This is a genomic window from Hydrogenovibrio kuenenii DSM 12350, assembly GCF_000526715.1.
GTDB classification, from domain to species: Bacteria; Pseudomonadota; Gammaproteobacteria; order Thiomicrospirales; family Thiomicrospiraceae; genus Hydrogenovibrio; species Hydrogenovibrio kuenenii.
Genome location: NZ_JAGP01000001.1, coordinates 87,135 through 99,632, shown reverse-complemented (window position 1 = coordinate 99,632; position 12,498 = coordinate 87,135). Strand labels below are relative to the sequence as shown.

The window sequence follows — 12,498 nt, the reverse complement described above, 5'->3', positions numbered from 1 at the left end:
GGCCATAAAATGAAGGCAATCCTTAAGTCTTTTTTTAATCGAAGTATCCGAGAGCAACTAATTCTTGGGTTCGGCGTTGTTATTATTGGACTCATCAGTCTGTTCACTTTATCGGTAACGGAAGAAAACCGCACATTTTTAACGGAACAAGCCTTGAAACAAGCACAAAACAGAAGTACTTTGCTCGCCAGCAACAGTAGCGTCTGGGTGATGGCCAACGACTATGAAGGACTCGAACAGGTTATTCAAAACTTCCAAAAAATTTACGACAATGTGATTTATGTGGCCGTTATCGACATGGATGGCAAGGTGATTGCGCATACCGACCCTTCAATCATTGGCCAATATGTGTCCGACCCGATAAGAACACATTACCTCAAATCCATTCAGCCTCAATCCGAAAAAACCTTTACGAATACGTCAACCACTTTGGCTCAGAATAAGGGCTATATTGATGTGGCAAAACTAATTCAATATAACAATAAGAGGCTGGCTTGGCTTGACCTGAGAGTTGATCAAAAAGCCATCCAGAAAAACCTCCAATCCAACCTTAACAAAGCTATTATCTTCTCTGTGGCCGCCGTTATCATCGCAATCGTTTTTGCCTATGTCACGGCAAGCGGTTTTACCAGACAATTGCACCGTCTAATCGTCACCATGGTTGCTATTCGCCAAGGTAAGGAAGAAACGCGAGTAGAAGAACGAGGTGTGCTAGAAGTTCGCAAGCTGTCACATGAATTTAACCTTATGCTAGATGACCTCTACAAAAATGAGCAGCAGCTGAAAAAGGCCCAAAAGGATTTAGAAAAAGATATCGAAAAGAGAATCAAGGTCGAGAAAAAAATTAGAAAGCTCAATCAATCATTGGAGTCTAAAGTAGAAGAGCGCACAGAAGAGTTGAGCATTGCTAAAGAAAAGGCTGAAGCCGCAAACAATGCCAAAAGTCTATTCCTAGCCAATATGAGTCATGAATTGCGCACGCCGCTAAATGCCATTTTAGGTTTTTCCGAATTGATGCAAAACAACCCTGAGTTACCAAAAAACCTTCATTCAAACCTCTACATTATCAACCGTTCCGGCGAACATCTTTTAAACCTAATCAACGATGTTCTAGACATGTCAAAAATTGAAGCCGGCAGGATGAGTCTCGACTTAGATGATTTCGATCTAGGCAGCTTAATCATGGACATCATCGATATGATGCAAGTTCGAGCCAAAGAAAAGGCGATCACGCTCATTCTTGATCAAAGCTCCCGTTTTCCAAGGTTTGTGCATGGGGATGCGGCCAAAATTCGACAAGTCCTAATCAACCTACTCAGTAACGCCATAAAGTTCACCAACGAAGGCGGCGTCACCCTGCGACTGGATGCTTCACGCGAAAGTGAACAAGCCGACTTCAGGATTCATGTGGAAGTCGAAGATAGCGGTTCAGGTATCAAAACAGAATACCTTGAAAAGATTTTTCAGCCGTTTGAACAGCTAGCAAGCTCAACCGACCAAAAAGGAACCGGGTTAGGCCTGGCAATTACTCGCCAATTTATCGAAATGATGTCTGGTAATATTTCAGTAAAAAGCTCTCCCGGTCAGGGAACTTTGGTTTCTTTTGACATCACTCTTGCGCCAGCTCACAATAACATGGAAATTCAAGCAACAAAACTGTCGAAAAAAGTTGTTGGACTAGTCGATACCAGTCAAGAATGGCGTATTCTAATCGTTGAAGACCAGTTAGAAAATCAGCTATTACTGGAAAACATCCTTCAGATTCCGGGGTTCACTATCAAGACTGCTGCTAATGGTAAAAAAGCTGTCGAAATATTCCAATCTTGGCATCCGCATTTTATTTGGATGGATCGACGCATGCCGGTGATGAATGGTCTGGAAGCCACAAAAAAAATCCGGCAACTCCCTGATGGCAAAGAGGTAAAAATCGTGGCATTAACCGCATCTGTGTTTTCCGAACAGAAGCAAGAAGTGATCGAATCAGGTATGGATGATTTCTTACGCAAACCTTATCGTTCGGAAGAAATTTTCCTCTGCATGGCCAAACATCTACCTTTGACATATCGTTACAGCGATGAGCCCACCAACGTTGAAACCGTTAACGAGAGCGTTATGACGCCAGAATCTTTACAACACCTTGATAAAAACTGGCTTAAACAAGTTCATCAAGCTGCATTACTTGGCAAAACAGCAGATCTAAGCCAACTTATAGATGCCATCAGGCCGACAGATCAAGCTATAGCCGACGCCTTGTCGCAAATGCTGGATGCCTACCGTTTTGATGTGCTAGCTGACTTAACGAAATCGGCAACTTAATCTTATTGTCATGATGAAAAATACGCTAGAATTTAAACGAATACCCAATCAAAGGATGGTTTGTGGCTGATTTATTTGATCCTTCCAAACATGAAGTCTTAGTGGTTGACGATACAACAGCCAACGTTAAGCTTTTAGCTGAAATTCTTGAAGAACAGGGCTACCAGGTACGTGCCGCCATCAACGGCGAAATGGCTTTGCAGTCTATTGCGTTGAAAACGCCTGATCTTATTTTACTTGATATTAAAATGCCCGGAATGAACGGGTTTGAAGTAAGCAAACACTTAAAGTCAGCACCGGAAACACAAGCTATCCCGATCATTTTCATCAGCGCGATGAATGAAACAGAAGACAAATTGAACGCTTTTCGTGCTGGCGGACAGGACTACATGACAAAACCTTTTGCCAACGAGGAAGTCATTGCCAGAGTCCGAACCCACCTTCAACTTCATGACTATCAACAGCACCTTAAGCATAAGATAGAGGAAGGAGTTCAGGAAATCAGAACCCTGAACCAGGAGCTGGAAGCGACCCAGGGTGAAATTATCACTATGCTCGGCTCTACGATTGAAGAACGCTCCAATGAAGCTGGGCAGCACGTCGTTCGTGTAGCGGAATACGCTTATTTACTGGCTAAATTATATGGTATTGATGCAAAGACATGCGAACTGATTCGTAAGGCGGCGCCCATGCATGATATTGGCAAAGTCGCCATACCTGACCAGATTCTGAACAAACCCGGACCACTTACCATTGAAGAAAGAGCCATTATGGAAACCCATGCCCAAAAAGGTTATGACATCCTAAAAGGTTCCACACGATCAATCCTTCAAGTGGCGGCTAGCATCGCTTATCAACATCATGAAAAATGGAATGGTACGGGCTACCCTCAAGGACTGAAAGAAGAGGACATTGATGTCTGTGGTCGCATTTGTGCCGTAGCGGATGTGTTTGATGCCTTGGGCAATGATCGCGTTTATAAAGCCGCTTGGCCGTTGGAACAGATTCTGGATTATTTCAAAGAAGAAAGCGGTAAAAGCTTTGAGCCTAAAATGATTGATCTTTTCTTTCAGCACCTCGATGAATTCCTAGCGATTCGGGACAAGATTCAGGATTAGGTTCCTCCATAATTTGATCCCAGCCTGGTAGATTTTCATCCCAAACCCATCGACGAAGCCTGACTTTCAACTTAAAACTAGCCTTTGGTTTTATGTATGAATACGCCATTAAAGTCTTCTGGTGGCTCTTCAATATAGTGCTCACAACGCTCTATATAAATCTTATAGATATTTTGATTGGTTTTATCCGGCCAGCTTTCCAGGTCTTTAAGCATATCTATTGCCTCAACAAACTTCGCTTGTTTATATAGTGCAATCGCATGATGGTGCTTGTCCAGTTCTTCTTTCATTCGCCCTTCTGCTTGACCAAAGTCATGGACTTGCCAAACTTCAACTGGCTCTGTTTTACCTTTCACTGTAACCAAATCTAGAAAACGGAAGATATAGTCTTGTTTAAGTTGTTCTTTGGTGAAGTTGGAAATAGTGACTTTCGAATTATAAAATTTACACAAAGACTCTAAACGAGATCCCAAGTTAATTGCATCACCAATAACGGTATAGTCACTTCGCCCGGCAGAGCCCATTTCCCCCACAATCGCTTGCCCAGTATTCAAGCCTATGCCAATATCCAGTGGTGGCACACCGTTCGCATCAGACATTTTGACCACGGCTTGAAAACGCTCATCTTGACGAATTTTTTCATTAATGTCCTTTAACATAGCGATTTGGCGCAAGCTTGCAGCTACCGCTTTATCGGCATGATCTTTTACGTCTATCGGAGCATTCCAATAAGCCATAATGGCATCACCGATGAATTTATCTACAGTTCCTTCTGCATGGACGATTACGTCCGTCATTGGTTCCATATACTCATTCAAAAAGTGAATGAGCGTTTGCGGATTAGAGAGAGCTTCAGAAATATTGGTGAAGTTACGCACATCAGAGAAAAAGATGGTGACTTCACGCGTATCGCCTTCCATTACATTGCCAGCTTCATTTTTTAAGATTTCTTCCATAACTGCTGGGCTGACTTTGCTTGAAAGCTTGCCTCTCAACATCATTTTTTGACGTGTTTCGAAGAAGAAGTTGACCAGTAACGAGAAGAAGAATGCTGCGACTAATGCGAATACACCGAACAAGATATTGAACACTATACCTTCGGTAAACAGCATATGAAAATAGAAATAGTAAAGGCCTACTGCTTCCGCAAGAAAAATAGTAAATGCCCAAAGGGCATTCAAACGAATCAACAATAAATAAGACAACAGAAAAGTGACACTGATAACAAGCATGTCAGCAGCGATAATCCAGCTCGGGCGTGTTAGGAAATCGCCTTTTAGAATATTATCTATAACATTTGCGTGAGCTTCCACACCAGGGTAAACATTATCAAAAGGCATCGACCGCAAATCCAATAGCCCGGCCGCTGAGGTTCCGATTAAAATGAATTTGCCTTCCAGTTCTTTAGGGTCGACTTTATTTTCAAGAACTTTTGCTGCACTGATGTAATGAAAGGTATGCCCTGGACCACGATAGTTCACAAACAAGCGACCACCAGGATCTGTTGGGATAAACATCTTACCCAGCTGAATCGACTCAACTCCCAAGTCCGAATAGTTTACATAGACTTTATTGACTTGCGTTGCGATTCGAATCATTTCTAATGATAGCGAAGGATAAATCATGCCATCATACTTCATTACTAACGGAACACTCCGCACCATACCCGATTCATCAGGCACGTTATTAAAGAAGCCACTGCTATAGGCAGAATTCTGCAATATTGGAATATTGGCAAGCACACCTTCTGGCTTTAGCACATCGGTATTTTTCGAAAAGCCCCTTTCAATAAAAATGGCGGGAATATTAGGTGCATCTGCTCCAGGTGTAGGTGTGTTCATTTGAAACACATACCCCAAAATCGTCGGGGTTTGCGCCAAGGTCTTAGCCATGACTTGATCAAAATCGGGTAAATTTTTATCTGGAAAGTGATAGCGCTTTGCTAGGCGCGCTGGAGATGTTCTATCAGCTTCAGAGAAAACAATATCTAGCCCTACAATCCCCGCACCGTCATTTGCCAATTTTTGTAAAAGTTTGGCAAACAAATCGCGACTCCACGGCCATTGACCATACTTTTTTAAACTGGCATCATCCAAGTCAACAATCACCACTTGGCCTGTAGTAGGAATAGGGCCGCGTGCTAAAAATAGGAAATCTCTTAAACGATTGTCCAACGAAAGAAAGGCTTGAGGAATAAACAGGTATCCTCCCAAAAGAATGGTCAACCCTAAAGCTATGACACTAAAATGGGTAAAAATTTTCCATTTGCCGAGTCTTGTCATTGCACAGCCTTACAAAACAGCCCTAAGGACCGTCACCTTTTGCGGCATAGGAGCCGGATACACTAGCCGACCCTCCAGAAATTTTGGTGCCAGAAAGATTAAATGTTCCGGCAACGCCTTGTGCATTATTACCATACAATTGCCCGTTTAGGCTGCCGGAAATACTCGACATGCTTGGGGTATTTTTAGGCGTAAAATGCGTCACACTAATCCCTGAGGATGATAGGCTACCTGTAAAATTGTTATCCCACTTATTACCATTAATGGTCAGATCGTTGAGTGCGCCGCTTACAGCCTTAGTACCAAAATCCACTTGCATCAAAATTGATCCTGTCGTGTGCTCAGTACCTGAAATGGCTACTAAATTACCAGTATAAGCGGCGCTACCGCTAAAGCCATCAATACTTGCTGCTGGAGTTTGTGAAATACCGGACAATGGATTCGTAAAAGGCGTCGTTAACTGCGCCGAATTTTTATCTGCCCAATAACCATACTCATTATAATTGTCTTGACCTGCTACTACCTGATAAGGAATAGAGATAGTCGTCTGATTTATTTGTTCATCGGTTCCTGCGGGCAAATTTGTTTGACTTAATACGATGGAATTAATACTGCTATCATTAGTCTGACTCTCCAATTGAACATCACCTGAATTGTCATCATCTGTCTTTACATTCCCAACATTAAGCAGCAATGAGTCATGCCCTGCTTGAGCGCCACCAGAATCATCCGTTTGAGCTTGAATTGCATCTTCCAACTGCTCTTTGTCCGACTGCGGTGGATCTTTTTGAATCATTACAGTCTTAATGGTCAGGTTTTGTAAGCTCACACGCCCTGTTTTTGCATCATATTTTAAAGATTTACCTGCCGGCACATCGTAAACCTTTCCATTTGAATTCAGTTGCATATAGGTTGCACCGTCCAATGTCGAAAGCTGTGTTTTATCGCCATTGACACGAACAATGTAAATTGTCCCTCGAATACCAATGGTTGCAGTAGCGGTTTTGATCTTAAAACGCTGCTTAGCTATTGCGCCGATTTTACCTGTCATCGACTTAAACACGCCTTTAGAAAGGTGGAACTGTACTTTTGAGGTTTTAGCATCACCATAGACATATTGCGGTATAGAAAAGAGTGTGTTTTTACCAATGGTAACAATGGTTCTATCTTTAAAGATAAGTTGTACTTTAGTATTAGGTCCCGTTTTGATCTGATCTTTTTCCTCGAGAGCATCGCCCATATGGACCGGCAACTTTTGATCCGCCCTCAAAATATTCGCTTCTCCTTTAATGGCAGCTACCGTTGCAATAGAGGCATACGCTTGGCTTGACACAACCAGTAAAACGATCAATAAAATACGTGTGACCATTTGCCTTTCCTTTAAAAACGTTTTATCAGATTTAACGTCAAAGCGTTTTTCTGATATTCATAAATTTTAATATTGGAGTTATTTTTTATAACAGATAGCTTCAACTGTGCTGACAAAGTTTTCTGGAAATTCTTTGTTACCATTGCAGTTAAAGCCATCTTATTATTAACTTGATGCTTGCTTAGCCCGCTTAGACTTTTTAGCCAAAAATCATTTTCAGAATAACTTTTCTGTTGATATTCACCTGCTAGACCTAAACTTAAATTCTTTTGAAACATGTAGTTTACTCCCGCACGAGCGGTTATCGCTTGATAATCAACATTTACCGATGTGGAAGTACGTTGTTTTTGTTCCATTTCATACACACCTTGTCCATACCAGCTCCATAAAGCGCCCTCTCGTTTCTGATACAACACAGCCAACTGAGTGAATTGCGCATTACGATCTTTGTAGACGGATTGTTGATAATCTTTGTTTATAAACTTCAACTGAGCCGAAATATTCTGTGTCAGATTAGGCATATAACTGACAGATGGCGCTATGCCGTAAGACATCATATAAGGGTTTTTGCCATAACTCATATCGTCAAAATAGAGTGCGGCATCTGTTGTCCAACCATGTTTATGCCATGATAGCGCCGGCATATAACTACCGTATAAAATGTTGTAATCCGAATGGTTAGGAAGCCAGCGATTATAAAGCGTAATGTCATTTTTAATGGCAAAACCAAACTTCTTAGGATTATCATAACGATGGTTTAGCATCAACATTTGCTCACTTCCCCAAGCACCAATGTCAGAAGGAAAATTAAGCTTCCCTGAAGGCAGCTGAAAACTATCAGATTGCGGCGAATAATTTAGATTGGAATCATAAAATGCCGAACCTAACAGAGTGCCTCTAAGAGTATTATGAGGCTTATTATCTATCGCATTCATTCTCGCCAAATACACACGGATATTATTTTTTACTGTTTGCGGTGCATTTGAATTCAAAATTTCCGTTAAGTAACGCCTGGATTGAACAAAATCTCCCTGTTCATAATACAAACGCCCTAACTCCAATTTGGCACGCTGGTTATATGGGTAACTAATCAAAATACGTTCATAGGCGGCAATTGACTCATGATAGTCTTTAACAAAAAATGCCGAACGGCCTAGATAGTAGTTGTAATTAACATTGCCATAATCAGTTGAAACTAACTGTAAAAATGCCTGATAGGCAGCCTGGTAGTTTTTTTGTTTGTATAACGCTAATGCTTGAGGGTAATTAACTTCCGGTCTATCGACAGATGCTTGTTGGTCTTGTGCCTTTAGTGAAGTTGAAATTATCGAGCAAAATATAACCGCTAAAATCGCCGTTGCTTTCTTAAAATTCATACCTATTCCGTTATCCTACCATTATCTGCTAGCACCTTATTTAACAGCACTAAAAGACCCCTTAGCATTGCTCGCCGTTCCACCAGAATTTGGCGTTCTATTTACATCAAATATACCACCAACCCCTTCTGCATTCGGACCATAAAACCTTCCTTTCACAGTACCGGAGTAGGTATCAGGAAAGTCACTACCAGTGACCCCATCTGTAAGAGAAGTTGTACTAAACGAATAACCCGTGTCCGTGTTTTGATTAGTATTAATGGTCGCATTAGAAAAAGAGAAATTCCAAGCATCACCATTCAAAGTAAACTGAAGGTTCCCAGATGAAATCTGTCCATACGAAACATCCATGGTTACATTCCCTGAGACGTTACTGGTTCCCGATATTGCTACCAAATTACCAGCGTACCTTAAGGATGACTGCCCAGTAATAACACTACTTAATACTGATGGCGTCGTCGCAGCATAACCAGTTTTAGCCTCAGTGTATGGATCCGTTTTTTCTTGTGTTGTTTGATTTAACCAATAACCATAAGAGCTATAAGTATCTGAACCCGCAACAACTTTAACTGTTGTACTATCTGTTTTAACACTATTCGTATCCACATTCTGTGATGTATTTTCAGTTGAAGAAACAGTGGTTGCAACCGTTGAAGTGGCTTCATCCGAATCATTACTACCGTTTTCCGCAGTCTCAGTTTTTTTACCATCAGACGTTTGAGAATCAATCGAAACCGACGTTGTCGAAATATTTTGTATTGTCACTTGCCCTGTATCTACGTTATAGACGAGCTCTTTACCAGCTGGAACGTCATAGGTTTTTCCACTATTGAGTTCCATATAGGTTGCACCATTTAAAGTAGCTAAGCTTGTTTCAGAACCAATTACACGAACAATATAGGTTGTTCCTCGAATACCAATGGTTGAGGTTTTAGTTTTTATCTTGAATCTTTGCGGCGCAAGCTTACCGATTTTTCCCGAAATAGACTTAAAAACACCTTTGGCAAGATTAAACTGAGCCTTTGAGGTAGCCGCATTACCATAAACATACTGTGGAATCGAGAAATCAGTATTCTTACCGATAGTCACAATCGTACGGTCACTAAAAACAATTTGTACTTTTGTATTTACACCCGTTTTAATTTGGTCTTTTTCTTCAACAGCATCGCCAACTTTCATAACCAAAAGTTGATTATCTCTCAAAAAGTGGGCATCGCCCCTTACGGCAGCAACTTTTCCAATGGCTGCAAACGCTTGAATGGCAAACAACATGGTCAAAACAAAAATCATACTTCTTAACATGTCACCCACTCCCTAAAAACGCTTCAGGATATTAAAAGTGTAAAGGTTTTTCTGATATTTATAGACAGAGATGTTTGAGTCATTTTGTACTCGGCTAGCTCTAAACTGTGCAGTAAAGTTTTTATCTAACTCTTTTGCCAAAACCAATTCGGCATAGTAGCGATTATCATGTTCTTTTTTAGACGGTGCATTAAAGTATTTCAACAAACGGTCATTGTCCAAAAATTGCTTTGACTGATAGCCTAGTGAACCTGACAAACTAATATTTTTAGGGAGCAAATATCCTGCCCCCACTTTTAAGCCCAAAAGTTGATAATCAACATTAACAATTGTCGTTGGCGTTTTATCCTTAAGTTCGGTTTCAAGCGTTCCTTGTCCAAACCAAGAAAAAACAGGCCCCATTCTTTTTTGATACAAAACAGTCAATTGCACAAATTTTGAATTTTTTGCTTTCGTACTGCTCGTCTGATAATCACGTTTCAACAACTTTAGCTGCGTTGAAATATATTCAGTCATGTTTGGAATATAGACTGCCTTAGGCGTCAACCCATAAGAAACCATATAAGGGTCTTTACCGTATTTCATACCATCGACTGATACGCCAGCATCAAGCGTCCAACGATCTTTCTGAAATGATAGCGCTGGTGAATAACTGCCGTATAAAATGTTGTATTCACTGTTCCCCGGAGAAACTTTGTTGTAAAGAACCGCATCATTTTTCCATGCAAAATCATACTTATCGGGATTTTCATAACGATGGTTTACAAGCAACATTTGCTCACTTCCCCATGCACCTATATCCGCTGAGGAGGTTAGAGTGCCGGACGGCAATGTCATTTGATCTGATTCGGGAGAGTAGTTCAGATTGGAATCATAGAACACAGAACCAAGCAAGGTAGCTTTGACCGTATTACGCTTAGGTTTTTTACCATCTTCAGTCATACGAGCCAGATAGTAGCGAATGTTATTTTTAACAACCTGAGGGGCGCTGGACTTCAAGACTTCATTTAAATACTTGCGCGCTTCAGTATAACGATGCATTTTATAATAGGTTCGGCCTAATTCCAGCTTTGAACGCGCATTATTGGGATACATAATCAAAACACGCTCATAAGCTGCAATGGCTTCATTGTAATGCTTTACGAAAAAAGCAGAACGCGCCAAATAATAATTGTAATCAACATTAGTATAATCAGTATCTGCAAGCGCCATAAATGCTTCATAGGACGCTTGATATTGCTTATCTTTATAGAGTTGAAGAGCGGATTTAAAATCTACTGCCGCCAATACCTTAAAAGATGAAAACAAACAAATGCAGAAGAGATAGAAAGATATTTTCTTCATGATTAACTCTAAACTTTACAATTGATGAGCATGTAATTTGTTGATAACCCATCAATTGATGCGTAAAAACGCTATAAAATAATTACGAGTATATACCAAGAAAGAAAGATGCAGAACATTTATGTATGCATTTCGCATCACATAATGACATGAAAATACTGAGTTTTTTGGCGAGATATTTAACTTGCGATGATTCTATCAAACAATTGACTATATTCATTTTCGTCAATATTTAATCGAACACCAATATGGTTTTTATCGAACAAGTCTATACAGTGTTTCACCTGAGCGGAAAATAAAAAACTTTTGAATCCGTTTTTAACCGGAATGTCGAAATGCACTTCAACCGTATCATTAGGGTCAACTTGATACATGGCGATAAAACCCAAACCATGCTTAGAGAAGTCTGTCATAGTTGCGAAAACGGTAGATTCATTGACTTTCATTACAACTGGGCGGTTTGAGGCTACACGAATCGTACGCCTTTTTTCAGCCTGCTCCAATGATAATTTGGAATAAGGTGAATTGCCTTCCTTCGAAATCATTGAATCCATAAATTTGTCTCCGGTCAAAAATCTATATTTACTTTTATCTAATATTTTATATTTATCTTTACGGGGCCTATCTTAAAGGGCTTGGGCCTGTACAACAATTCAAAAAAACCTTACCTAGATAAATAAACATTATTTAAGAATTTAATAATACTTTAATGCATGGTAAAAATCCTTGCGAATTCAATCAACAACGCTTTAAACATAGAATACATTAGCCTAATGTCGATAACAAATTAATTCAAAAACGTATAATAAATGCACAGAAACTCTGAGGAAACAACATGACTTTAAGAAGCTATCACGACATTTCACCAAACCTAGCATCAGGTGCCTGGGTAGATGACTCTGCTGTTGTTATTGGAAAATGTGAACTCGGTGAAGATGTAAGCGTTTGGCCAAATGCAACTTTACGCGGCGATGTTAATGACATCAAAATTGGCGACCGTTCAAATATTCAAGATGGCGCTGTCGTACACACCACCCATCAATCCGATATCACAAAAGGCTCTCAGTGTATTGTCGGTAAAGACGTCACTGTTGGGCACAACGCCGTTCTACATGGCTGCATTATTGAAGATGAATGCCTAATCGGCATGGGAGCCGTAGTCTTGGATAATGCGGTGGTACAAAAGCATGTCTTAGTCGGTGCGAATAGCTTAGTGCCTCCGGGAAAAATTCTAGAAAGCGGTTACCTATATGTTGGCTCCCCCGTTAAACAGGCTCGCCCATTAACTGACGATGAAAAAGCATTTTTTAAGTATTCTGCAGCACATTACGTTAAACTGAAAAAAAGCTTTCAAACTGCGGTAAAAACCCTTTAATCCAGACAGTTTGACG

Annotated in this window: 9 protein-coding genes; 3 read left to right on the top strand and 6 right to left on the bottom strand. The window is 40.5% G+C overall.

Going from position 1 to position 12,498, the window contains the following annotated elements; translation table 11 throughout:
* Positions 1-9 precede the first annotated feature (9 nt).
* Together N745_RS11485 and N745_RS0100375 are read left to right on the top strand one after the other, a co-directional pair.
* Entirely contained in the window at positions 10-2,316 is a 2,307-nt protein-coding gene (locus tag N745_RS11485) for an ATP-binding protein (RefSeq protein ID WP_024850161.1), read from the top strand.
* 62 nt (positions 2,317-2,378) lie between these two features.
* Complete coding sequence (locus tag N745_RS0100375) at positions 2,379-3,434, top strand: HD-GYP domain-containing protein (RefSeq protein ID WP_024850160.1); 1,056 nt, start codon at positions 2,379-2,381, stop codon at positions 3,432-3,434.
* A 77-nt stretch (positions 3,435-3,511) separates the two neighbouring features.
* On the opposite strand, the gene N745_RS0100370 is transcribed toward N745_RS0100375, so the two are convergent.
* From N745_RS0100370 to N745_RS0100345, 6 genes are all read right to left on the bottom strand, one after another.
* A complete protein-coding gene (locus N745_RS0100370) occupies positions 3,512-5,716 on the bottom strand; it encodes a CHASE2 domain-containing protein (RefSeq protein ID WP_024850159.1) in 2,205 nt (734 codons plus the stop codon).
* A gap of 22 nt (positions 5,717-5,738) precedes the next feature.
* Positions 5,739-7,085, bottom strand: coding sequence for a FecR domain-containing protein (locus N745_RS12125; protein WP_024850158.1), 1,347 nt, complete (start codon positions 7,083-7,085; stop codon positions 5,739-5,741).
* A gap of 11 nt (positions 7,086-7,096) precedes the next feature.
* Positions 7,097-8,461, bottom strand: coding sequence for a tetratricopeptide repeat protein (locus N745_RS0100360; protein ID WP_024850157.1), 1,365 nt, complete (start codon positions 8,459-8,461; stop codon positions 7,097-7,099).
* A 36-nt stretch (positions 8,462-8,497) separates the two neighbouring features.
* A complete protein-coding gene (locus tag N745_RS12120) occupies positions 8,498-9,763 on the bottom strand; it encodes a FecR domain-containing protein (RefSeq protein ID WP_024850156.1) in 1,266 nt (421 codons plus the stop codon).
* A gap of 12 nt (positions 9,764-9,775) precedes the next feature.
* Positions 9,776-11,107: a surface lipoprotein assembly modifier gene (locus N745_RS0100350; protein ID WP_024850155.1), complete on the bottom strand. Its 1,332-nt coding sequence runs from the start codon at positions 11,105-11,107 to the stop codon at positions 9,776-9,778.
* Between the two features lie 179 nt (positions 11,108-11,286).
* Positions 11,287-11,661 (bottom strand): PilZ domain-containing protein, encoded by a 375-nt coding sequence (locus N745_RS0100345; protein WP_024850154.1) that lies wholly within the window; start codon positions 11,659-11,661, stop codon positions 11,287-11,289.
* A gap of 281 nt (positions 11,662-11,942) precedes the next feature.
* Here N745_RS0100345 and N745_RS0100340 point away from each other — a divergent pair, with 281 nt between their 5' ends.
* Positions 11,943-12,482, top strand: coding sequence for a gamma carbonic anhydrase family protein (locus tag N745_RS0100340; protein WP_024850153.1), 540 nt, complete (start codon positions 11,943-11,945; stop codon positions 12,480-12,482).
* The last annotated feature ends 16 nt before the right edge of the window (positions 12,483-12,498 follow it).

Excerpts from the sequence above, each read along its gene's own strand:
- N745_RS11485 (WP_024850161.1), top strand. The coding sequence starts at position 10 with ATGAAGGCAATCCTTAAGTCTTTTTTTAATCGAAGTATCCGAGAGCAA.
- N745_RS0100370 (WP_024850159.1), bottom strand. The coding sequence starts at position 5,716 with ATGACAAGACTCGGCAAATGGAAAATTTTTACCCATTTTAGTGTCATA.
- N745_RS12125 (WP_024850158.1), bottom strand. The coding sequence starts at position 7,085 with ATGGTCACACGTATTTTATTGATCGTTTTACTGGTTGTGTCAAGCCAA.
- N745_RS0100360 (WP_024850157.1), bottom strand. The coding sequence starts at position 8,461 with ATGAATTTTAAGAAAGCAACGGCGATTTTAGCGGTTATATTTTGCTCG.
- N745_RS12120 (WP_024850156.1), bottom strand. The coding sequence starts at position 9,763 with ATGTTAAGAAGTATGATTTTTGTTTTGACCATGTTGTTTGCCATTCAA.
- N745_RS0100350 (WP_024850155.1), bottom strand. The coding sequence starts at position 11,107 with ATGAAGAAAATATCTTTCTATCTCTTCTGCATTTGTTTGTTTTCATCT.
- N745_RS0100345 (WP_024850154.1), bottom strand. The coding sequence starts at position 11,661 with ATGGATTCAATGATTTCGAAGGAAGGCAATTCACCTTATTCCAAATTA.
- N745_RS0100340 (WP_024850153.1), top strand. The coding sequence starts at position 11,943 with ATGACTTTAAGAAGCTATCACGACATTTCACCAAACCTAGCATCAGGT.